This is a genomic window from Saccharothrix sp. NRRL B-16314 (genome assembly GCF_000716595.1).
In the GTDB taxonomy this organism is placed as follows: domain Bacteria; phylum Actinomycetota; class Actinomycetes; order Mycobacteriales; family Pseudonocardiaceae; genus Actinosynnema.
The window spans coordinates 25,839-48,729 of sequence record NZ_JNXC01000003.1; the positions used below are offsets into that span (position 1 = coordinate 25,839).

The 22,891-nt window shown below is 71.3% G+C and carries 17 protein-coding genes and 1 pseudogene; 5 read left to right on the forward strand and 13 right to left on the reverse strand.

What is annotated here, in order from left to right:
* Window positions 1–47 precede the first annotated feature (47 nt).
* Complete coding sequence (locus OQ02_RS07120) at window positions 48–551, reverse strand: MarR family winged helix-turn-helix transcriptional regulator (protein ID WP_033437496.1); 504 nt, start codon at window positions 549–551, stop codon at window positions 48–50.
* 42 nt (window positions 552–593) lie between these two features.
* Here OQ02_RS07120 and OQ02_RS07125 point away from each other — a divergent pair, with 42 nt between their 5' ends.
* The 3 genes from OQ02_RS07125 to OQ02_RS07135 are packed head-to-tail and all read left to right on the forward strand — an operon-like array spanning window position 594 to window position 2,789.
* The gene (locus OQ02_RS07125; RefSeq protein WP_033437497.1) at window positions 594–896 is read left to right on the forward strand and encodes an MTH1187 family thiamine-binding protein; all 303 of its coding nucleotides are present in this window, start codon (window positions 594–596) and stop codon (window positions 894–896) included.
* Window positions 897–917: 21 nt separating this feature from the next.
* Window positions 918–1,763 carry an SCO6745 family protein gene (locus tag OQ02_RS07130; RefSeq protein WP_033437498.1) on the forward strand — a complete coding sequence of 282 codons (846 nt, stop codon included), beginning with the start codon at window positions 918–920 and terminating at the stop codon, window positions 1,761–1,763.
* 42 nt (window positions 1,764–1,805) lie between these two features.
* On the forward strand, window positions 1,806–2,789 hold the full coding sequence (locus OQ02_RS07135) for a tetratricopeptide repeat protein (protein WP_033437499.1): 984 nt from the start codon (window positions 1,806–1,808) through the stop codon (window positions 2,787–2,789).
* Window positions 2,790–3,038: 249 nt separating this feature from the next.
* Here OQ02_RS07135 and OQ02_RS07140 read toward each other — a convergent pair whose 3' ends face one another.
* The 8 genes and pseudogenes from OQ02_RS07140 to OQ02_RS07170 form a co-directional block, all read right to left on the reverse strand.
* Window positions 3,039–4,472, reverse strand: coding sequence for a neutral zinc metallopeptidase (locus tag OQ02_RS07140; protein ID WP_033437926.1), 1,434 nt, complete (start codon window positions 4,470–4,472; stop codon window positions 3,039–3,041).
* A gap of 64 nt (window positions 4,473–4,536) precedes the next feature.
* Window positions 4,537–5,916 carry a neutral zinc metallopeptidase gene (locus OQ02_RS46625; RefSeq protein WP_033437500.1) on the reverse strand — a complete coding sequence of 460 codons (1,380 nt, stop codon included), beginning with the start codon at window positions 5,914–5,916 and terminating at the stop codon, window positions 4,537–4,539.
* A gap of 88 nt (window positions 5,917–6,004) precedes the next feature.
* The gene (locus tag OQ02_RS45590) at window positions 6,005–6,259 is read right to left on the reverse strand and encodes a hypothetical protein (RefSeq protein WP_231499943.1); all 255 of its coding nucleotides are present in this window, start codon (window positions 6,257–6,259) and stop codon (window positions 6,005–6,007) included.
* Between the two features lie 172 nt (window positions 6,260–6,431).
* Window positions 6,432–6,800, reverse strand: a pseudogene (locus OQ02_RS45595) (class I SAM-dependent methyltransferase); the annotation flags it as partial.
* A 39-nt stretch (window positions 6,801–6,839) separates the two neighbouring features.
* Entirely contained in the window at window positions 6,840–9,020 is a 2,181-nt protein-coding gene (gene glgB, locus OQ02_RS07155; RefSeq protein WP_033437501.1) for a 1,4-alpha-glucan branching protein GlgB, read from the reverse strand.
* Window positions 9,017–10,357, reverse strand: a complete 1,341-nt coding sequence (locus OQ02_RS07160; protein ID WP_033437927.1) for a maltokinase N-terminal cap-like domain-containing protein — start codon at window positions 10,355–10,357, stop codon at window positions 9,017–9,019. The genes glgB and OQ02_RS07160 overlap by 4 nt, the downstream gene beginning before the upstream one ends.
* Before the next feature lie 5 nt (window positions 10,358–10,362).
* Window positions 10,363–12,174 carry a maltose alpha-D-glucosyltransferase gene (treS, locus tag OQ02_RS07165; RefSeq protein ID WP_033437502.1) on the reverse strand — a complete coding sequence of 604 codons (1,812 nt, stop codon included), beginning with the start codon at window positions 12,172–12,174 and terminating at the stop codon, window positions 10,363–10,365.
* 103 nt (window positions 12,175–12,277) lie between these two features.
* Complete coding sequence (locus tag OQ02_RS07170) at window positions 12,278–14,260, reverse strand: alpha-1,4-glucan--maltose-1-phosphate maltosyltransferase (protein ID WP_033437503.1); 1,983 nt, start codon at window positions 14,258–14,260, stop codon at window positions 12,278–12,280.
* Between the two features lie 361 nt (window positions 14,261–14,621).
* On the opposite strand from OQ02_RS07170, the gene glgP reads away from it, so the two are divergent.
* Window positions 14,622–17,192, forward strand: coding sequence for an alpha-glucan family phosphorylase (gene glgP, locus OQ02_RS07175; RefSeq protein WP_033437504.1), 2,571 nt, complete (start codon window positions 14,622–14,624; stop codon window positions 17,190–17,192).
* A gap of 59 nt (window positions 17,193–17,251) precedes the next feature.
* Here the strand turns inward: glgP and OQ02_RS07180 are convergent, their stop codons facing one another.
* The 4 genes from OQ02_RS07180 to glgX form a co-directional block, all read right to left on the reverse strand.
* A complete protein-coding gene (locus tag OQ02_RS07180; RefSeq protein WP_033437505.1) occupies window positions 17,252–18,376 on the reverse strand; it encodes a hypothetical protein in 1,125 nt (374 codons plus the stop codon).
* A gap of 232 nt (window positions 18,377–18,608) precedes the next feature.
* Window positions 18,609–18,995: a rhodanese-like domain-containing protein gene (locus OQ02_RS07185; RefSeq protein WP_033437506.1), complete on the reverse strand. Its 387-nt coding sequence runs from the start codon at window positions 18,993–18,995 to the stop codon at window positions 18,609–18,611.
* Entirely contained in the window at window positions 18,992–19,570 is a 579-nt protein-coding gene (locus OQ02_RS07190; RefSeq protein ID WP_033437507.1) for a cysteine dioxygenase, read from the reverse strand. The genes OQ02_RS07185 and OQ02_RS07190 overlap by 4 nt, the downstream gene beginning before the upstream one ends.
* A gap of 253 nt (window positions 19,571–19,823) precedes the next feature.
* Window positions 19,824–21,932 carry a glycogen debranching protein GlgX gene (gene glgX / locus OQ02_RS07195; protein ID WP_033437508.1) on the reverse strand — a complete coding sequence of 703 codons (2,109 nt, stop codon included), beginning with the start codon at window positions 21,930–21,932 and terminating at the stop codon, window positions 19,824–19,826.
* An 80-nt stretch (window positions 21,933–22,012) separates the two neighbouring features.
* Here glgX and OQ02_RS07200 point away from each other — a divergent pair, with 80 nt between their 5' ends.
* Window positions 22,013–22,861 carry an ABC transporter ATP-binding protein gene (locus tag OQ02_RS07200; protein ID WP_051772017.1) on the forward strand — a complete coding sequence of 283 codons (849 nt, stop codon included), beginning with the start codon at window positions 22,013–22,015 and terminating at the stop codon, window positions 22,859–22,861.
* The last annotated feature ends 30 nt before the right edge of the window (window positions 22,862–22,891 follow it).

The window sequence follows — 22,891 nt, forward strand, 5'->3', positions numbered from 1 at the left end:
CCGCGATCCGACGCTGCGGCCTGAGGCTGCGGCCCGTGGCTGCGAGCTCAGTCCTCGAAGTCGCCGACCGCGCGGCGGACCTTCGCCAGCAGGTCCGTCAGCTGCTCGGTCTGCCGGTCGGTCAGCCCGCGCAACCCGAAGTCGACGCTCGTCACGGCTTCCGTCGCGGCCTCACGCCTGCTGTGCCCCGCCTCGGTGATCTCCACCAGCGTGGTGCGGCGGTCGGTCGGGTGCGGGTTGCGGCGCACCAGCCCGTCCGCCTCCAGCCGGTCCACGATGTTCGTGACGCTCGTCGGGTGCAGCTGGAGGCGCTCGCCCATGACCCGCATCGGCAGGCTGCCCGTGCGGGCGAACGTCAGCAGCACCAGTGCCTCGAACCGCGCGAACGTCAACCCGTGCGGCTTGAGGGCGGCGTCCACAGCGGACTGGATGATCTGCTGTACTCGCATGACGCTGGTGACCGCCGCCATCGCCGTCGACGGACCGATCCGCTTCTCCCACAGCTCGGCGGCGCGCGCGATGGGGTCGAACGGCAACGGCTGCGACGTCATGCGCCGAAGCTACCAGTGGGTACCGACACGCAGGAGGCAGTAGTGCTCGTCGCGTTCAGCGTCAGCCCGCTCGGCGGGGAGTCCGACAGCGTGGCCGCGGCCGTCGCCGAGGCCGTGCGGGTGGTCCGGGAGTCCGGCCTGCCCAACGAGACCAACGCCATGTTCACGCTGGTGGAGGGCGAGTGGGACGAGGTGATGGCGGTGGTGAAGAAGGCGACGGAGGTCGTGCAGGCCACCGCGCCGAGGGTGAGCCTCGTGCTCAAAGCGGACATCCGGCCGGGCTTCACGGGCCAGTTGACTGCCAAGGTGGAACGGGTCGAACGTCACCTGGCCGGCGAGGGGTGAGTCGTCGGTAAGTTGCGGGGCATGACGCCCCGGGATCTGTGGTTGCGCTTCGAGACCTACCACGACGTGACGTACTTCTCGCCGGAGTCGCGGGCGGTCACCGACGCGCTGGGCTGCAAGGGCGGCTGGATGGGCTACTTCGCCCAGCGCGCGGCACCGCTCGGCGCCGTTCCGCCGGAGATCGTCACCGCCGCGTTCTACAGCTTCCACCCGCGCATGGTGGCGCGTGCGCTGCCCGACGCGTGGCAGGTGGCCGACCCGGCCCGGTTCCTCGACGCCCGGCTGGAGGGCGTCGACCGGGCGCTGCGCCGGATGCTGGAGAACCTGGACGTCGCCGAGGCCGCCGACCTGGCCGGCGAGTCCGCCGACGCGGCGCAGATCGCGGGCCGGGTGCTGGCCGCGGCGAACCGCGCCCTGCCCGTCCCCGACGAGCCGCACCTCGCGCTGTGGCAGGCGTGCACGACGTTGCGCGAGTCGCGGGGTGACGGCCACATCGCCGCTCTGGTGGCCGCCGACCTGACCCCGTGCGAGACGTTGGTGCTGTTCAGCGCGGACAAGAACATCGACCCGGCGTACATGCGGGTGGCGCGGGGTTGGTCGGAGGAGGAGTGGCGGGAAGCCGAAGCGTCGCTCACCGGGCGCGGCCTGTTCGACGACGGGCTCACGTCGGCCGGTCGGGCGCTGCGCGAGGACGTCGAACGCCGGACCGACGAGGCCGCCGCCCGCCCGTGGGACGTCCTGGGTGAGGCGGGCACCGCCCGGTTCGTCGCCCTGATGACCCCGATCGCCCGCCGGTTGGGGCACCTGAACGAGGCCATGCGGACGAACCCGATGGCGATCGACCCGGTCGCGCAACTCCCCGGCTAGCCGCGCGCGTCCTGCGGTCGGTCTCGTGCCAGGATGGAAGGCGTGACAAGGCCAGACCCCCGAAAGACCGCCGCAATGTCCGCCGCGCTGTCCGGGGCGGTCGACCTCGGCGCGCTGAAGGCCCGAGCCGACGCCGCGAGGCAGCGCGCCACCGCCCCACCCCCGCCGCCGGGCGGGGCCGGAGGTTCGGACGCCGGTCCGAGCCCGTGGGTGCTGGACGTCACCGAGGCGACGTTCCAGTCGGTTGTCGAGCGCTCCCTGGACGTGCCGGTCGTGGTCGAGTTGACCGCGACGTGGAGCCCCGAGGCGGGCCAGCTCTCACCGGTGCTAGAACGCGCCGCCAAGGCGGGCGGCGGCACGTGGCTGCTCGCCAGGGTCGACCTGGACGCGAACCCGCGGATCGGCCAGGCGTTCGGCGTGCAGTCGGTGCCGACCGTGGTGGCGATCGCCGGTGGCCAGCCCATCGACGCGTTCGCCGGCCCGCTGTCGGAGGCCGAGTTCGGCCAGTGGATCGACCGGCTGCTGGACGCCCTGCGTGATCGTCTGCCGGGCATCAAGGCGGCGGAAGCGAACCGCACCGCGTCGCCCGCCGGTGACGAGCCGGTGGCCGAGCCGGAGGATTCGCGTTTCACGGCCGCGGAGGAAGCCTTCGAGCAGGGCGACTTCGCCGCCGCGGAGGCCGCGTACGAGGCCATCCTGGCGGCCGAACCGGCGAACGTCGAGGCCAAGGCGGCGCTGGCGCAGGTCCGGTTCACGGCGCGGGCCGAGGCCGTGCCGTCGGACGCCATCGCGAAGGCCGACGGGAACCCGGACGACCTGGACGCCCAACTGGCCGCCGCTGATCTGGAGCTGGCGACCAACGACGTGGAGAAGGCGTTCAAGCGCCTGATCGACACCGTCCGCCGGGTCTACGGCGACGATCGCGACCGGGTCCGCGAACACCTCGTGAACCTGTTCGAACTGTTCCCGCCGGACGACGAACGAGTGGCGAAGGCCCGCCGCAACCTGGCCAGCGCCCTCTACTGACCCGACCTGACCCGACCTGACCTGAACTGGGCGCCGACTCGCGCTTCGGCTGATGTCGGCCGGCGCGCAGGCTCATGCCGGCCTGCGCGCTGGCTGACGCCGGCTCGCGCCGGCCTGTGCACCGGTTGACGCCGACCTGCACCGGTTGACGTTGGCTGATGCCGACCCGCGCCGGGCCACGTTGGTCTGCGCACCGGCCACGCTGACGTGCGCCGGGTCGCGGTGCCCGAGCCGACGGCTCGAGGGAGGTCAGCCGGAGTACTTGCGGGTGCAGAGGCCCGAGCCCTGGTAGAAGCCGTCGCGGAACGCCTCCACGCGGGCGAACCCGGACGGCACGACGGTCCCGTTCACGTCAGCGGCGATCAGGCTCTTGTCGGCCAGCAGCTCCGCCACCGCCTCGTCCAGGTCACCGGACGACAACCGCAGCCGCGCACCGGTCTGAGTCGTGGTCCCGGCCCAGGCCCCGGTCAGGCAAGCCGTGCGCAACCCCGCCGCCGGCCCCTCCAACCCGTACCCGGTCGCCTTCTGGATCGACAACGCGAACCGCGACGCCACCTCGGCGAACGCGGCGAAGTCGCCGATACCGCCCTTCTGCCCGCGCTTCGGCGGCGTCCCGATCTTCACCAGGTCGGGCAGGTCGATCGAGATCGAGTTCGTCGCCGGGCAGTACGAAGCGGGCGACGTCTCGGAGACGTCGGGACAGTCCGCCCCGGAGTCCGACAACGACGGCGGGGTCGCGCCGGACTGCTTGTACGCCTCCTTCAACGACTCCTCGAGCAGGTCCAGCGACTTCTGGTCGTCCACCTTCAGGTTGCCCTTGCCCTGCCCGGTGTCCTGGTCCTTCGAGTCGAACTTCTGCTGCGTGATCCGCGCCTTGATCTCCGCCTCGTCGATCTGCGCGCACCGCGTCGGATCACCGGCGAACCCGAACTGGAACGCCGCCACCCGGTCGAACGCGCTGCCGTGCGCGCCCTGCTTCTCGGCGGACGTCCCCGCCGCGTCCCGGATGAAGAACATCGTCGCCAGCACCTGGTTCAACCCGGGCCCGGTCGAGATCCGGAAGTGCTTGGACTTGCCCTCGGCCACCCACCGGAAGAAGTTGCCCGCGTAGCAGTCGGCCTGCTGCTCCTTGATGATCGACGGCGTGGCCTGGTTGATCCCGCCGACGTCACCGAGCTTGTACTGGATGGCGTGACCCATCTCGTGCGCCAGCACGGTCACCACCGACATGGGCCCGAACGCGTCGTCCAGCATCGGCAGCAGCTCACCGCGGTCCCACGCGATCGAGTCGTCCAGCGAGCAGTAGAACGCGTTCGCCACCCCCGCCGTGTTCGTGCGGCAGATGTCGACGCCCTTGCCGTTGGAGTCATACGACACCAGCCGCTTCACCGGCTGGAACTCCTTGTCGAACCGGGCGGGAAGCTGCTCGGTCCAGTACTCCTCGACGTCGGCCAGCGTGTTGATCGCGAGCCGGTCCATCTCACCGCCGTCGCCACCTTCGACCTGGAGGTCGGCGTCCGCCACACCGGGCTTCGCGCCGCTCTCACCGGTGGTGATGTCCAACCCGGCCACCTTGGTGACGTCCGGCCGCTCGGACCGGCCCGATCCGCTCACGACCTGGGTGCACCCGGTCAACGCCAACGCGGCGACGAGCGTCGCAGCTACCCAAGCCCGTCGAGCCATGCCCAAGCCCCATCCCAGGTCCGTGCCGATCCGAGTGCGCACCCTACTTGGCCGGCCCGCCCGACTACGCCAAACCGCAGGCTTTCGTTCCCTCCATGACACCGCCGCGGAACACGTCGACCCGCTTGAACCCCGGATCGAGCGCCGCGGACCCCGTCGCGTCCCGCGCCGCGTAGTCGTACGCGAGCAGCACGCGGACCGCCTCGTCCAGGTCGCCGGGCGACAACCCGAACCCCTTCTGCCGGACGAACACCTCCCGCGTGTACGCGCCGGCCAGGCACAACGCCGTGGTCGCCGCCTCCTCGCCTTCGACCTCGACGCCCATGGCCGCCATCGCCGCCATCGCGTACCGGCTGGCCAGCAGCACGCCCGTCGCGTAGTCGCCGATCTCGGCGTGCAGCTCGGGCAGGTCCGCCTTGACCTCGAACTCCACCGCCTTGTCCGCCGGGCAGTACGCCACCGGGCCCTGGTCGCCGGAGCAGTCCGGCTCCTCCTCGGTGGGGGTGGCCTTCGGGTCGGCCCACGTCTTGCCCGCCTGCGTGGTCAGGCTCTCGTAGTAGTCGTTCAGGTCGGGCGTGACGAACTCCAGCATCTCGTCGAACGGCAGGTTGCCGCCCCGGTCGCGGTCGTCGGCGGTGGTGAACGCCTGCTGGGTGAACGCCCGGTTGTCCACCGACATGGCCGCGCAGAACTCGACGCCCTGCTGGTAGCCGTCCTGGAACGCGGACACCCGGTCGAACGCGTTGCCGTGCGCGGACCGGTCGTCGGCCGACGTGCCGACCGGGTCGCGGAACGTGATCAGCGCGCCGAGCGCCGCGTCCAGCGTGTCCGAGCCGATGTCCAGGTGCTCGGACTTGTCGTCGTTCACCCACTTCACGAACGCGCCCGCGAAGCAGTCGGCCATCGCCTCGGTGAGGATCGTGGGGAACCGCTGCGGTTCGCGGCGTTCGGCTTCCGGGGTGATGCCCATCCGGTTCTGCACGGCGTGGCCCATCTCGTGGGCCAGCACGATCACCACGGCGGCGTCGCCGTAGCCGTCCCGGAGGACGGGCAGCAGCGCGGCGCGGTCCCAGGCGATGGCGTCGGCGCTGGGGCAGTAGAACGCGTTGCCCTCGACGTCGGAGGCCTTCTCGGTGCACGGCGGCGGCTTGGCGGACGGGTCCGCAGTGTCGACCGAGTAGATGCCGCCTTCCAGCGGCTGCCACGCCTTGTCGAACGTCTGCGGGAAGGCCTCTTCCCAGAACGTGTCGATGTCGGTGATGGCGGTCGCCGCGAGCTGGTCGATGGTGCCGCCGTCGGTGCCCCGGATGAAGCTCGGGTCGACCGTGCCCCTGGTGACGGACTCGCCGGCCGTCGGCCTGCCCGGTACCAGTTGGGCGCACGCGGTGGTGACCAGCAGCAGGGTTGTCGTCAGCAGGACCAGCCGAGCCGATGCGAGCCGCATCCGTCCATTGTGCCTGCCCCGACCCCCTGTTGAGGTCCCCTTGGCACCGAGGCCCGGGAAAGTTGCGCGGGTCCGCCGGGCCTTGACGTCAGGACGCGGTGGTCCCCCTCACCGCCCAGGCACGGGCGGTGAGGGGGATGGAGCCGTCGGTGTTGGTGGGCAGGCGGGTGCGGAGGAGCTCGCGGAGGGCTCGGCGGCGGTCCTCCGGCAGGGACGCGGTGTACGCGGGTGCCGGGCCCTGACCGCCGAGGAACGGCCGCCAGTAGTCCTCGAAGTCGGCGAACACGGTCGGCACCACCAGCGCCTTCACCTCCACCGCACCCAGGCCCGCCCCGGCCCACAAGGCCCGCAGGGGCTCCGGCCGGCACAGCGGGAACCGGCCGGCCCTCGTCCAGGTCGTGCGCGGCGGGGTCGAGGTAGGTGGCGGCGTCCCAGAAGCACCGCGTGATCGCCATGCCGTCGGCGTAGTCCCACACGTACGCCGCGACGACACCGCCCGGCGCGGTGACCCTGGCGAACTCGGCCAGCGCCCGGCCGGGGTCGGGCACGAAGTTGAGCGACAGGCCACCGACGACCGCGTCGAACTCGTCATCGGCGAACGGCAGCGACCGGGCGTCACCGGCCTGGAACCGGGCCCGCCGGTCCGAGACCCGATCACGCGCCGTGCCCAGGAACCCCTCGGACGGGTCGACGCCGACCACTTTCGCCGGCTCCTCGACCCGCAGCACGGCGGCCGTCAACGCACCGGTGCCGCACCCCACGTCCAGCCAGCGCCGGCCCGCCGGCACCTCCAGCCAGTCGAGGAACAGCCCCGCCACGGGACGGCTCCAGCGCCCGACGTACGCCTCGTAAGCCTCGCCGACCGCCCACACATCGCCCGTCATCGATCAAGGATCGCACGGCGGGCGCCGCCGCCGGATCGATCAGCCGGTCCCTTTTCCCTCGGGGGTCAGGTAGACGACGCCCGCCGGCGGCAGTTGGAGCACCGCCGAAGCCGGTCGCCCGTGCCACGGCTGCTCCTCCGCCACCACCCCGCCGAGGTTCCCGACACCGGAGCCGCCGTACACCTCCGAGTCCGTGTTCACCACCTCGCGCCACCGCCCGGCCAGCGGCAGGCCGATCCGGTAGTCGTGGTGCGGCATGCCGGCGAAGTTCGCGACGCACGCGAGCACCGACCCGTCCTCACCGATCCGGAGGAAGCTCAGCACGTTCCCCGCCGAGTCGTTCGCGTCGATCCACGAGAACCCCTCCGGCTTGTTGTCCGCGCTGTACAGGGCCGGTGACTCCTTGTAGACCCGGTTCAGGTCCGAGATCAGCCCGAGCAGGCCCTTGTGCAGCGGCGACTCCAGCAGGTGCCAGTCCAGCGACCGGCCCTCCGACCACTCGTCGCGCTGCCCGAACTCGCCGCCCATGAACAGCAGCTGCTTGCCGGGGTGTGCCCACATGAACGCCAGCAGCGACCGCAGCCCGGCCGCCTTGTTCCAGTCGTCGCCGGGCATCCGCTGCCACAGCGAGCCCTTGCCGTGCACGACCTCGTCGTGCGACAGCGGCAGCACGAAGTTCTCGCTCCACGCGTAGACCAGCGAGAACGTGATCTCGTTGTGGTGGTAGGACCGGTGGATGGGCTCGCGCGACAGGTAGTGCAGCGAGTCGTGCATCCACCCCATGTTCCACTTGAACCCGAACCCGAGCCCGCCGAGGTGCGTCGGCCGCGAGACGCCCGGCCACGCGGTCGACTCCTCCGCCACCATCACCACGCCGGGGTGGCGCTTGTAGACGGTGGCGTTCAGCTCCTGGAGGAACCGCACCGCGTCCAGGTTCTCCCGGCCACCGTACTGGTTGGGCAGCCACTGGCCTTCCTGCCGCGAGTAGTCCAGGTACAGCATCGAGGCCACCGCGTCGACACGCAGGCCGTCGATGTGGAACTCCTCGATCCAGTACAGGGCGTTGGCGACCAGGAAGTTCCGCACCTCGTTGCGCCCGAAGTCGAACACCAGCGTGCCCCAGTCGGGGTGTTCGCCCCGGCGCGGGTCCTCGTGCTCGTACAGCGCGGAGCCGTCGAACTTCGCCAGCGCCCACGCGTCGCGCGGGAAGTGGGCGGGCACCCAGTCCATGATCACGCCGATGCCCCGCTGGTGCAGGGTGTCGACGAAGAACCGGAAGTCGTCGGGCGACCCGAACCGGGAGGTCGGCGCGTAGTACGACGTCACCTGGTAGCCCCACGACCCGCCGAACGGGTGCTCGGCCACCGGCATCAGCTCGATGTGCGTGAAACCGGCGTCGACCACGTAGTCCGCCAGCTCGGTGGCCAGCTCCCGGTACCCCAGTCCGTGCCCGTCGACGTCATGCCGCCAGGAGCCGAGGTGCACCTCGTACACGGAGACCGGGGCGTCGATCCACTTGGTGGCGTCACGCCTGGCCTCCCACTCCGCGTCGCCCCAGGTGTGGGTCGACCGGGTGACGACGGACGCCGTGGCCGGTGGCCTCTCGGTGGCGAACGCCATCGGGTCGGCCTTCTCGTGCCACGCGCCGTCCCGGCCGAGGATCCGGAACTTGTACCGGGTGCCCGCCGGGATGCCGGGGATGAACACCTCCCACACGCCGGACGAGCCGAGCGACCTCAGCGGGTTGGCCCGGCCGTCCCACCCGTCGAAGTCGCCGCACACCCGCACACCGCGCGCGGTCGGCGCCCAGACGGCGAACGAGACGCCCGAGACGGTGCCGTTCGGGGTGTCGTAGCTGCGCACCCGCGAGCCCAGGACGTCCCACAGCCGCTCGTGCCTGCCCTCGCCGATGAGGTGCAGGTCCAGCTCGCCGACGGTCGGCAGCCACCGGTACGGGTCGTCGACCTCCACGGTCGTGCCGCCGTACTCGACCTCCAGGCGGTAGTCACCGGGGTGCTCGGGCAGCTCGCCCGCGAACAGCCCGTCGGTGACCCGGTCCAGCTCGAAGCGCTTGTCACCGGCCATCACGGCCACCGCGGACGCGCCCGGGCGCAGCGCCCGCGCGACCACCCCCTCCGGGACGTGGTGCACGCCGAGCACCGAGTGCGGGTCGTGGTGCGCCCCGGCCAGCAGTCGGTCGACGTCCTCGGGCGAGATCATGACTGCACCGCTCCCTCTCCAGTGATCCGCGCGATCGACGACAACGGGACCGTCAACCACTCCGGCCTGTTCGCGTGCTCGTAGGCCACCTCGTACACGGCCTTGTCCAGCTCGAACGCCCGCAGCAGGTGGCCGCGCTTGCGCGGGTCTCCGACGGACTCGGCCGCCGCCTCCGCGTAGCCCTCGGTGAAGGCCGCGCGGTTGCGCCGCGCCCACTCCAACGCCCGCACGGTCAGCTGGTGGTCCTCCGGCTGACCCACGAGCAGCTGGTGCGCCGCGTAGTCGAAGGATCGCAGCATGCCCGCCACGTCGCGCAAGGGCGAGCGCAGCGCGGTCCGCTCGGCGATGGGCGAGCCGGGCTCTCCCTCGAAGTCGATCAGCAGCCACCCCTGCACGGTGCGCAGCACCTGACCGAGGTGCAGGTCGCCGTGGATGTGCTGGGTGACGACGGCGTCCGGCGTCTCCCTGGCCTGCTCGAACGCCTCCCGCAGCGCGGGCACGTAGGGCCGCAGCTCCGGCACCGCGGCGACCACCTCGTCCAGCCGCGAGGTCATCACCCGCACGGTCCGGTCGATGTCCTCGGCGTCCGCGTGCTGGGTGCCGAGCGCGCGCTCCAGGTCCGCGTGCACCGTCGCCACGGCCTGGCCGAGCCGGTGCGCCTCGCCGGCGAAGTCGCCGCCGACCTCGTCCGCGTGCAGGTCGCCCTCGGCCATCAGGTCGCGGACGCTCGTGGTCGCCATCGCCCAGCCGTCCACCGCGTCGGGCATGAACTGCTGGAGCATGCCGACCGTGGTGGTGTGCCCGTCCAGCCGGCCGGTGATCGACCCGAGCGGCTGGGCGATGTGCTCGCAGCCGACCTGGCGCAGCGCGCGGTGCAGCACCAGGTCCGGGTTGTCGCCGTAGGTCAGCTTGCGGAACAGCTTGAGGATGTACTGGCTGCCGAACACGATCGACGTGTTCGACTGCTCGGACGTGATCGGCCGGCCGCGCAGGCCCGTCGTGATCTCCACGTCCGGCTCGTGCTCGAACACCAGGCCCTCGACCCGGGCGCCCTCGGCGATCAGGTCGAGCAGCGCGCCGGTCAGCTCCGGCACGGTCGTCGCGTCGTGGTTCTCCACGTGGTCGGTGACCAGCAGCTGGTACGGCTCCTTGCGGTCCGGCTGCTCCACCTCGACCACCAGGTGCACCAGCACCGGGTCCTCGGCGCGCAGCACGGACGTCCGAAGTGGACGGATCGACGTGACCGGCCGGTCCTTGCCGCCGAACCACCGCTGCGCCGGCAGCCACTCGGGGAGCTCGGTCATCACCTTGTCGACCAGGTCGTGCGGTTCGGTCACGTCCCTCACCTCGCCTCGCTGTCGTCGCCGGCTTCCACGAGCTGGAACCAGTAGAAGCCGTGACCGGGCAGGGTCAGCAGGTAGGGCAGGTCGCCCACGGTGGGGAAGACCACCCCGCCGGTCAGCTCGACGGGCCTGCTGCCCCGGTGCTCCGACAGGTCCAGCTCGACCGGCTGCGGGAACCGCGAGAGGTTGTTGACGCACAGCACGACGTCCTCGTGGCCGTCGGGCCGCCGCCACCGCCGCCGGTAGGCGAGCACGCTGGGGTTGGAGCCGCCGAGGTCGGTGAAGTCGCCCGCGGCGAACGCGTGGTGCTGCTTGCGCACCTCGATCATCCGCCGGGTCCAGTGCAGCAGCGACGACTGGTTGTTCAGCTGCGCCTCGACGTTGAGCCCCTGGTAGCCGTACACCGGGTCCATGATCACCGGCAGGTAGATCCGGCCGGGGTCGCAGCCGGAGAAGCCCGCGTTGCGGTCCGGGGTCCACTGCATGGGCGTCCGCACCGCGTCGCGGTCGCCCAGCCAGATGTTGTCGCCCATGCCGATCTCGTCACCGTAGTAGAGGACGGGCGAGCCGGGCAGGGACAGCAGCATCGCGGTGAACAGCTCCTGCTGGTTGCGGTCGTTCTCCAGCAGCGGGGCCAGTCGGCGTCTGATGCCGATGTTGGCCTTCATCCGCGGGTCCTTGGCGTACTCGGTGTACATGTAGTCGCGCTCTTCGTCGGTCACCATCTCGAGCGTCAGCTCGTCGTGGTTGCGCAGGAAGATGCCCCACTGGCAGCCGTCCGGGATCTGCGGCGTCTGCGCCAGGATCTCCGAGATCGGGAACCGCGACTCGCGCCGCACCGCCATGAAGATGCGCGGCATCAGCGGGAAGTGGAACGCCATGTGGCACTCGTCGCCGCCGACCTCGGGGTTGCCGAAGTACTCCACCACGTCCGACGGCCACTGGTTCGCCTCGGCCAGGAGCACCCGCCCGGGGTACTCGTCGTCGACGACCTTGCGGCAGCGCTTGAGGAAGTCGTGCGTGCGCGGGAGGTTCTCGCAGTTCGTGCCCTCCTGCTCGAACAGGTACGGCACGGCGTCCAGCCGGAACCCGTCGATGCCCAGGTCCAGCCAGAACCGGAGGGTGTCCAGCATGGCCTCCTGCACGTGCGGGTTCTCGAAGTTCAGGTCGGGCTGGTGCGAGAAGAACCGGTGCCAGTAGAACTGGCCGCGCACCGGGTCGTACGTCCAGTTCGAGGACTCCGTGTCGACGAAGATGATCCGCGCGTCCGCGTAGCGCTGGTCGTCGTCGCTCCACACGTAGTAGTCGCCGTACGGGCCGTCCGGGTCGGTGCGCGACTGCTGGAACCACGGGTGGGCGTCGCTCGTGTGGTTCAGGACCAGGTCGGTGATCACCCGGATGCCGCGGCGGTGCGCCTCGTCCAGCAGGTAGACGAAGTCCTCGACCGAACCGAACTCGGGCAGCACCGCGCGGAAGTCGGAGATGTCGTACCCGCCGTCGCGCAGCGGCGACGCGTAGAAGGGCGGCAGCCACAGGCAGTCGACGCCGAGCCACTCCAGGTAGTCCAACCGGGACGCGAGACCGCGCAGGTCGCCGGTGCCGTCGCCGTTCGAGTCGCTGAACGCGCGCACCAGCACCTCGTAGAACACCGCGCCCTTGAACCAGTCGCGCTCGCGCGGCACGAGCTTGGCCGACCGGAAGTCCTCCGCCTGCGGCTCCACCAGCAGACCGTCGGCGCCGATGGCCTCACCGGTGTGCGGCACGTTCTCCAGACCTACCAGCGCCGCGTCGGGTCGGGCCTCTTCATGCATGTGTGCTCCACCTCGTCCCACCTCTTCGGGGGTGCGTTCGATCGTCCCTCGTGCTCTTCGGCGGGCACGGGGACTGGGTAAAGGGGACCGGGCTGGTTTTTTCCTAGCTCGCGCTGAACCTGCGCTGAACGGCCACGACGTGCGCCGGGGCGCGCCAGGGTTCCAGGCGCACGTAGTTGGCCTGACCCCAGTCCCAGGTCTCCCCGGACACCTCGTCGTGCGCGATCAGCCGCTCGTGCCAGTCGACGCCGAGAGCGGGCAGGTCCAGCCAGACGGTCCCGTCCTGCGCGTTGTGCGGATCCAGGTTGACCACGACCACGACAGTGTCGTTCGTGCCCGGGTCCTGCTTCGAATAGGCGATCAACGCCGGGTTGTCGACGTGGTGGAACCGCAGTGTTCGCATCTGCTGCAACGCCGGGTGCGCCCGGCGGATCGCGTTCAACTTGCGCAACCACGGTTCCAGCGACCGGCCCTCCGCCACCGCGGCGGCGTAGTCACGGGGCCGGAGCTGGTACTTCTCGGAGTTCAGGTACTCCTCGCTGCCCGGTCGGACGGCCTCGTGCTCGAACAGCTCGTAGCCCGAGTACACGCCCCAGGTCGGCGCCATCGTCGCCGCCAGCGCCGCGCGCAGGGCGAACATCCCCGGACCGCCGTGCTGGAGCGATTCGTGCAGGATGTCCGGTGTGTTGACGAACAGGTTGGGCCGCGCCTCGTCCCAGTGCTCGACCAGTTCGGCGCCGAACTCGGTCAGCTCCTCCTTGGTCGTGCGCCAGGTGAAGTAGGTGTAGCTCTGCGTGAAGCCGAGCTTCGCCAGCCCGTACAGGCGCGCGGGGCGGGTGAACGCCTCGGACAGGAACAGCACGTCCGGGTGGCGGTCCTTGACGGCCCAGATGAGCCACGCCCAGAAGTCCGGCGGCTTGGTGTGCGGGTTGTCGACCCGGAAGATCCGCACACCGTGGTCCACCCAGTGCAGCACGACGCGCAGCACCTCGTTGTAGATGCCCTGCGGGTCGTTGTCGAAGTTGACCGGGTAGATGTCCTGGTACTTCTTCGGCGGGTTCTCCGCGTAGGCGATGGACCCGTCCGGGCGGGTGGTGAACCAGTCCGGGCTCTTGAGCACCCACGGGTGGTCGGGTGCGCACTGGAGGGCCAGGTCGAGCGCCACCTCCAGGTCGAGCTTCCGCGCGCGGGCCACGAACGCGTCGAAGTCCTCGATCGTGCCGAGCTCCGGGTGGATCGCGTCGTGCCCGCCCTCGTCCGCGCCGATGGCCCAGGTCGAGCCCGGGTCGTCCTCGGTCGCGGTGAGCGTGTTGTTCGGGCCCTTGCGGTTGACCCGCCCGATCGGGTGGATCGGGGGCAGGTAGGCCACGTCGAAGCCCATCGCCGCGACGCGGTCGAGCTCCTTGGCGGCGGTGACGAACGTGCCGTGCACCGCGACGCCGGACTCGTCCACCCCGCCGGTGCTGCGCGGGAAGAACTCGTACCAGGACCCGAAAGCCGCCCGCTTCCGGTCGACCCACACCTTGTGCGGCCTGCCCTTGGTGATCAACTCGCGCACCGGGTGGTCGTGCATGACCTGGCGCACGTCACCGGCGAGGGCCGGCGCCACCCGTTCGGGCAAGGGGCGGTTCTCGTCGCGCAACGCCTTCGCGGCGTTGACCAGCAGGGGCTTGTCCTTGCGCCGGTCCGGTCGGCGGCTGACGCGGTCGAGCAGGCGCGCACCGGACTCCAGGTCGTTCTCCAGCTCGTGGGCGCTCTGACCGGCGGCGATCTTGACCTCGACGGCGTGCAGCCAGGTGGCCCAGGGGTCGCTCCAGGCGTCGACGCGGAACGTCCAGGCGCCGTCGACGTCCGGGACGATCGTGGCGGCCCAGCGGTCGAGGCCGACGCCGTGCGGGACCATGCGCGTTTGTCTGGCGACCCGGTCGTTCGGCCCCCGCCACGCGACGGTCGCGGCGACGGCGTCGTGGCCTTCCCGCCAGACCGTCGCCTCGACCGGAACGTGCTCGCCGACCACGGCTTTCGCCGGGTAGCGACCGTTGCTCACGGCCGGGGAGACATCGTCGATTCCGAGTCGTCCGCTCATCGGCAGCGCCCCTCTCACCTGGTGTGACGCGTGCACGTGCAAGTCTGCCCGCAGCGATCGGTTGGGCCATCACCGGGACTCCTCATTGTCCGTACCCCTTTTGGGTGGATCACTAACGTGGTGACGGCTTCCGTCCTGCTGCGGGAGCCAGAATCCCACCTCTTGATCGTTACCGCTCCGTTGCCACGCCGATACCATTCGGGCGACGGATCAGCTCCGAGGCCGGTTGCGCCCGCACTCGCGCCCTGTGTACGAAAGAACACCAGGGAGCCCGTAACCGCAGGTGAGGCTGTATCGGTCCCTGCATCGGTCAGGGTGACCGTTGTCCCGCACCGCTGGATGGGGGATAAGGTCCGACGCCATGCGAGCACTTCGCCGGTTCACCGTCCGAGCCAGCCTGCCCGAGCCGTTGACGGCCCTGGGCACCCTCGCCACGAACCTGCGCTGGACGTGGCACCAGCCGACCCAGGACCTGTTCGCGTCGGTCGACCCGGTGCTGTGGGCCGACAGCGGTGATCCGCTGCGCCTGCTCTCCGTGGTAGCGCCGGAACGCCTCGACGCGCTGTCCGCCGACGAGCAGTTCCTCTCCCACGCCCGCGCGCTGGCCGACGACCTGCACCGCTACACGACCGGGCCGCGCTGGTTCCAGCGCCGCCAGGACGAGGTCCAACAGCGCCGCGAGCACGGGAACTACGAACTCCAGCCCCTGCCGAAGGCGATCGCCTACTTCTCCATGGAGTTCGGCGTCACCGAGGCCCTGCCGAACTACTCCGGCGGCCTCGGCGTGCTGGCGGGCGACCACCTGAAGGCCGCCTCCGACCTGGGCGTCCCGCTGATCGCCGTCGGCCTGCTCTACCGGTCCGGCTACTTCCGCCAGGGCCTGAGCCTCGACGGCTGGCAGATCGAGCACTACCCCGTCCTCGACCCGCGCGGCCTGCCGCTGGAGCTGCTCACCGAGCCGTCCGGCGCCCCGATCCTGGTGCACGTGGCCATGCCGGGCGACCGGGTGCTGCGGGCCAAGATCTGGAAGGCGCAGGTCGGCCGCATCCCGCTGCTGCTCCTCGACTCCGACGTCGAGGAGAACGACGAGGACCTGCGCGGCGTCACCGACCGCCTCTACGGCGGCGACCAGGACCACCGCATCCGGCAGGAGATCCTGGCCGGCATCGGCGGCGTGCGGGCCGTGCGCACCTACTGCGAGCTGACCGGCCACACAGCGCCCGAGGTGTTCCACACCAACGAGGGGCACGCCGGGTTCCTCGGCCTGGAGCGCATCCGCGAGCTGGTCACCGTCGAGGGCCTGGACTTCGACCAGGCGTTGGCGGCGGTCCGCGCGGGCACCGTGTTCACCACGCACACGCCCGTGCCGGCGGGCATCGACCGGTTCCCCGTCGACCTCGTGCAGCACTACTTCGGCCAGGAGACGCTGCTGCCCGGCGTGAACACCCAGCGCATCCTCGCCCTGGGCGCCGAGGAGAACCCCGGCCTGTTCAACATGGCGCACATGGGCCTGCGGCTCGCGCAGCGCGCCAACGGCGTGTCCAAGCTGCACGGTCGCGTGAGCCGTGACATGTTCCGCGCCCTGTGGCCCGGCTTCGACACGTCCGAGGTGCCGATCGGCTCGGTCACCAACGGCGTGCACGGCCCGACGTGGGCCGCCACCGAGATGAGCAGGCTCCTCGGCCACTCCGAGGACTCGGGCGTCGGCGCGTCCGGGTTCGAGCCGGTCACCGACCAGCGGCTGTGGGAGCTGCGCGACGAGCTGCGGGCCAAGCTCGTCGGCGAGGTCCGCCGCCGCACGCGCGCGTCGTGGTTGCAGCGAGGGGCGTCCGCGTTGGAGCTGGGCTGGACCGACTCGGTGTTCGACCCGGACGTGCTGACCGTCGGCTTCGCCCGCCGCGTGCCCACGTACAAGCGGCTCACGCTGATGCTGCGCGACGCCGACCGGCTGCGCGCGCTGCTGCTGCACCCGGAACGGCCGGTGCAGCTGGTCGTCGCGGGCAAGTCGCACCCGGCGGACGACGGCGGCAAGGCGTTGATCCAGCAGATCGTGCGGTTCGCCGACGACGCGGGCGTGCGGCACCGGATCGTGTTCCTGCCCGACTACGACATGTCCATGGCCCGGTACCTGTACTGGGGCTGCGACGTGTGGCTGAACAACCCGATGCGCCCGCTGGAGGCGTGCGGCACGTCCGGCATGAAGTCGGCGCTGAACGGCGGGCTGAACCTGTCGATCCGCGACGGCTGGTGGGACGAGCTGTACGACGGCAGCAACGGCTGGGCCATCCCCACCGCGGACGGCGTCACCGACCCGACCCGGCGGGACGACCTGGAGGCCGCCGCGCTGTACGACCTGCTCGGCAACCAGGTCGCGCCGCTGTTCTACGACCGGGGCGAGGACGGCGTGCCGAACCGGTGGTTGGCCATGGTGCGGCACACGCTGGCGTCGCTCGGCCCGGCGGTGCAGGCGTCCCGGATGGTGCGCGAGTACGTGGAGAACCTGTACGCGCCCGCCGCGTCGTCGGCTGCCTCGGTGGTCGGCGACGGCTTCCGCGGCGCGAAGGAGCTGGCGGCGTACCGGCAGCGGCTGCGGGCGTCGTGGACGCGGGTGCGGGTGCTGGACTCGGAGATGTCGCTGAACGGGTCGGCCACGCCGAACCTCGGCTCTCCGCTGGCCGTGCGGGCGCGGGTCGAGCTGGCCGGGCTGGAGCCGTCCGAGGTGGACGTGCAGGTGGCGCTGGGCCGCGTCGGCGACTCGGACGAGCTGTACGACGTGGTCACGCACGGGATGCGTTACGCGGGGAACGGGAACTACGAGATCGAGGTGCCGTTGCCGCACGCGGGCGCGGTGGGCTACACGGTGCGCGTGCTGCCCAGGCACGACCTGCTGGCGTCACCGGCCGAGCTGGGCCGGGTCGTGCTGGCGAACTGAGTGTTGTCGGGAGCGGCGTCCACCTCGGCTTCGGGGCGGACGCCGCTTCTGTTGTGGCGTCAGGAGATGCTGAGCCGGGCGGTGGTTTCCGCGACCCGGGGCATCCAGCCGGCCAGCTCCTGCGCCTCGACGAGCGTCGCTCGGGCCGCCGCGTTGTCGCCCGCCGCCATCTGCGCGCGGGCCATCGTGGCCAGGGCGTCGGCGCGGGCCAAGCCGCTCTCGCTGGTGTTCCTGGCCTGGGTGGCGAGGGCAAGCGCGGCGGCGTGGTCGTTCTCGATCAGGGCGAGCTGCGCCAGCGTGCCCGCGCACCGGTGGCGGGGGTAGCCGAACTGCATGGCGCCGTCCGCGGCCCGTTTCGCCGCCGGCAGGCCGACGTCCAGGGGCAGTTGGCCGCCCTCGATCGCGTTGGCGGTGGAACTGGCCATCTGCGCCAGCACGAACGCCATGTCCCGCTGCTCCAGGTCGGTGCGCCCGATCAGGCCGCTGGCCAGGTGCAGCGCCTCGCCGTACTTCGTGCGCAACGTCAGCACGGAGAGGTGCGCGCCGAGCGCGACCAGCAGCGTCGGGTGTCGTTCGACCAGGTCGTTCGCGATCGCCTCGGCCCGGTCCAGGTCGCCGGCGCCGAGGGCGTCGGACACCTGGTTGACCAGCGGCGTGGCGTCGAACTCGGCGGCCGTGCGGCCGGACACGCGGGGCAGGGCGAATACGAACCAGCCGGGTGAGGTGGTGCCCGCGCCGCGTCGTGGCTTCAGGGAGTTGAGCAGCACCGCCGTGCCCGCGACCGCGAAGCCGCGCAGGAACGGCTGGTCCGCGTCCGACCAGACCAGCGCGCCGAGCCAGGCCACGACGAGCGCCGCGGTGGTCAGCAGGAGGGCCGTGACGCCGGTCAGCCACAGCCGGCGGCGGGCGGGTGCCTTGATCGACGTGAGGCCGACCGCGAACAGCAGCGGGATCGTCCGCCACACCACCCGCAGGTGTGGTCGCGTCCACGTGCGCACCTCACCGCCGACCCCGATCTCGACCAGCGGGACCCGCACGCCGAACAGCCCGGCGCCCACCAGCAACCCGAGTTGCAGCAGGGCGAGCACGGCCCACACGCCGCACGCGGCCCCGCCGAACGTCGCCACGCTCGGCCGCCAGACCACGAGGACGACCAGGACCAGCCCGGTCAGCACTTTCCACACGAACCTGGAGACGCTACCGCCCCGGCCCCGGTTCCCGTTCCGAACGTTGAATTCACCCGTCCCGAACGTAGGACTCACCGGTCCCGAACGTAGGACTCACGCGACGCGAACGTAGGACTCACGCGAAGGCCGCGTGAGTCCTACGTTCAGGGCCCGTGAGTCCTACGTTCAGTGCGGGCGAGTCCTACGTTCGGGACGGGTGAGTTCAACGCTCGGGACGAGGGAGTGGGGGTCAGGTGACGGCTTGGGTGGCGCCGGGGCGAACGGGGAGGCCGGCGGCGGCGTAGGCGCGGAAGCCGCCGATCAGGTCCGTGGCGTTGGGCAGGCCCACGCGTTGCAGGTCACGGGCGGCAAGGCTGGAGGCGTAGCCCTCGTTGCACAGCACGACGACGGTGGTGTCGGCGGTGAAGCCGGTGATGCGGTGCGTGCCGGTCGGGTCCAACCGCCATTCCAGGACGATGCGCTCCACCGGGATCGAGCCGGGCACCTCACCCTCGGCGGCACGGTCGTGGTGCGGGCGGATGTCCACCACCAGCACGTCCGACAGGTCGGCCAGCCCGTGCGGCTCCACGCGGGTCAGGGCGCGGCGGGCTTCGTCCAGCAACTCCTCGGCACTCACGGACCCTCCAGGTCGGCCAGGACGCGCAGCTGCTCCAACGGCAGCCGCCGGGCGGGCAACGGCGGGATCTCGAGCGGGATGCCCGCCAGGCTCGGGTACGCCCGCGTCGGCACCAACGGCGGCGAGTACGCGTGCACGCTCGCCGCACCCACCACACCCCGGTTCACGATCTGGTGCGCACGCCCCGCACCGAAGCCCAACGCGCTGCCGACGGGACGGGGCGCGCTGCGGATCGGCCCACCGGGATACCGGTAGTCCTCCGCCAGCTCACCGGTCAGCACGGTGAACGAGCCCGCCGCGCCACCGTGGTCGTGCGGCTCGGTGCCCTGGCCGGGCAGCCAGCTCAGCAGCCACAGCTCGACGCCGGTGGTCAGCCCGAGCCGCGCCCACCAGCGCCGGTCTGGGTCGAAGTCGAGGACGTCCAGCAACGCCGTGGTCAGCTCGGAGGCGACGGCGGACGTCAGCTCACGCAGTTCGCGCGGCGTCCACAGGTCGCGGTCGGGGTGGATGAGGTCGCGCAGGAACTGCACGTCCAGCTTCGGGTGCAGGTCGGCGCGCGCGAGGGTCGCGGTCACGTGGGTCGCTCCTGATGGCTACGGATCGGGCGGGGTAGCGATCAAGACGCGACGCGGGGCGGCGGATCAGCGCCCGCGTCGCGTCCGGCTACACCCGCACGACGCCACCAGCAGGAGGTCGATCGTGCGGTCACGCCAAGTCAGCAACGGGCGGGCCACCCCGGCATCGTGGCACGAGGTCCACGGCCCGCGAAGGGCCTCCCACCAGGCAGGATTGCCTCGGTGGCCGACGCTTCCCGGCGACCGGACCAGGTCAGTTCGGCACCCGGAGCAGCAACAGTGAGCGACCGCCGAGCACGACCGTCGCGCCGGCGCCGAGCGTCCCGGCCACCGACGGCGAGCCGTCCGCCGTGGTCGAGTCGAGCGTCGGCTCGTACCGACCCCCGTACTCGGGCCCCGGCAGCGTCACCTCGATCGGCTCCGCCCCGGCGTGCACGAGCAGCAGCCACGAGTCGTCCGACACCAGTTCGCCGTCACGCGAGCGCGACAGGCTGTTCGACCCGTCGATCCACATGCCGAGGAACCGGCGGCCGTCGTCGAACCAGTCGGTCTCGGCCATCTCCTCGCCGTCCGGCCGGAACCACACCAGGTCGGGCGCGCCGGACGACGTGGTCCGGCCGTCGAAGAACTGCGGCTGCCGCAACGCGGGCGACCCGCCCCGCAGGGTGATCACCCGCCGGGCGAACGCCAGCATCGACTCGCCCTCGCCGGCGAGCTCCCAGTCCATCCACGACGTCTCGTCGTCCAGGCAGTACGCGTTGTTGTTGCCGCCCTGCGTGCGCCACTGCTCGTCACCCGCCGCCAGCATCGGCGTGCCGGTGGACAGCATCAGCGTGGCGAACAGGTTCCGCGCCTGCCGCGCCCGCAGCGCCCGTACCGCCGCGTCGTCCGTCTCGCCCTCCGCACCGCAGTTCCACGACCGGTTGTCGTTCGTGCCGTCACGGTTGTCCTCACCGTTGGCGAGGTTGTGCTTCTCGTTGTACGACACCAGGTCCCGCAGCGTGAACCCGTCGTGCGCGGTGATGAAGTTGATCGACTGCCAAGGCCGGCGCAGGTCGTCGGAGTACAGGTCGGACGACCCGGACAGCCGGTACGCCAGGTCGCGCACGTTCGTCATGCCGCGCCAGAAGTCGCGCACCGTGTCGCGGTACCGGCCGTTCCACTCCGCCCACTGCACGCCGAAGTCGCCGACCCGGTACCCGTCGCCGGTCGCGTCCCACGGCTCCGCGATCAGCTTGCACCGCGACAGGACCGGGTCGCTGGTGATCGCGGTCAGCATCGCCGACGCGCGGTCGAACCGGCCGCCGCCGGGCCGGCCGAGCGTCGACGCGAGGTCGAACCGGAACCCGTCCACGCCCATCTCGGTGGCCCAGTACCGCAGCGAGTCGGTCACCAGCCGCACGAACTGCGGCGAGCCGGCCTCGGTCGTGTTGCCGCAGCCGGTGATGTCGAGCGTGCCGCCGCCCTCGATGTGCAGGTAGTAGCCGGGCGCGTCGAAACCCCGGTAGCACAGCGTCGGACCCTCCGGTCCGCCCTCGCAGGTGTGGTTGAAGACCACGTCGATGATCACCTCGATGCCCACGGCGTGCATCGCGGACACCATCGTGCGGAACTCCTCCACCTCACGGCCGGGCTCGCTCGCGTAACCGGGGTGCGGCGCGAAGTAGCTCAGCGGCGAGTAGCCCCAGTAGTTGTGCCTGCCGGCCCGGACCAGCGGCGGCTCGTCCACGAACGCGTGCACCGGCAGCAGCTCGACGGACGTCACGCCCAACCGCACCAGGTGCTCCACCACGGCCGGGTGAGCCAGCCCCAGGTACGTGCCGCGCTGGTGCTCGGGCACGGCGGGGTGCAGCTTGGTGAACCCGCGCACGTGCAGCTCGTAGATCACCGCTTCCTCGAACGGCACGTCCGGCTTCACGCCCGTGTCCGGCCCGCCGGGCGACGTGACCACGGACAGCGGCACGCTGCCCAGCGAGTCGACCGGGGACGGGCCGCCGAGCATCGGGTCGTCCACGTAGCCCAGCGCCGCGTCCAGGTCCGTCAGCGAGCCCGTGATCCGCGTCGCGTACGGGTCGATCAGCAGCTTCGCGGGGTTGCACCGCAGGCCGCGGCCAGGGTCGTACGGGCCGTGCACCCGGTAGCCGTACCGCTGGCCGGGCGTCACGCCGGAGATCAGACCGTGCCACACGCCGAACGTGCGCTCGGTCAGCTCGACGCGCTCCTCCGTGCCGTCTTCGCTGATCAGGCACACTTCGACGGCGTCGGCGGGCGGTGCCGAGACCGCGAAGCGCACACCTCCGGCCTCGGGGTACGCCCCGAGGGGGAACGGTCGGCCCGCGAGCAGGATCGAGTCGGCAGCCATACCCCCGGATCTTTCCAGTCCGGAGGGGTGGTTTGGGGATCAGCACGCGGCGAGGTCGCCGCCGGCGCGGAGCCGGGGCAATGGAACACTGTGCCGGCGAGGCATCGACCGGGGCGAGGGCAGACGTGGAAAACGAAGATCTGGTCATCCACATGCAGGGTGTTTCGGTTCGACGTGGCAAGACCACGCTGGTCGGGGACGTCGACTGGAGCGTCGAGCTGGACGAGCGCTGGGTCGTGCTCGGGCCCAACGGGGCGGGCAAGACCACGCTGCTCCGGCTGGCCGGCGCCGAGCTGCACCCGACCAAGGGCAAGGTGCACCTGCTGGGCGAGCGGATCGGCCGGACCGACATGTCCGAGCTGAAGACCCGCATCGGCCTGTCGTCGGCGGCGTTGAACGGGCGCGTCCCGGCCGAGGAGAAGGTCGTCGACGTGGTGGTCAGCGCCGGGTACGCGGTGCTGGGCCGGTGGCGCGAGGAGTACGGCAAGCTCGACATCGGCCGCGCCAAGGAGCTGCTGGCCACGATGGGCATCGAGCACCTGTCCGACCGGACCTACGGGACGCTGTCCGAGGGCGAGCGCAAGCGCACGCTGATCTCCCGCGCGTTGATGACGGACCCCGAGATGCTGCTGCTGGACGAGCCCGCCGCCGGCCTGGATTTGGGTGGCCGCGAGGACCTGGTGGCCCGGCTCTCGGAGCTGGCGCTCGACCCGGACGCGCCCGCGACCGTGCTGGTCACGCACCACGTGGAGGAGATCCCGCCCGGCTTCACGCACGGGCTGCTGCTGCGCGACGGCGGCATCGTGGCGCAGGGCCTGCTCGCGGACGTGCTGACCGAGGAGAACCTGTCGAAGACGTTCGACCAGCCGTTGGAGCTCCAACGGTCGGGTGACCGGTACTTCGCCCGCCGCAAGGCTACCGAGGGGTAACCTGCGTGGCGCACCTGCGGAGGTCGAGGA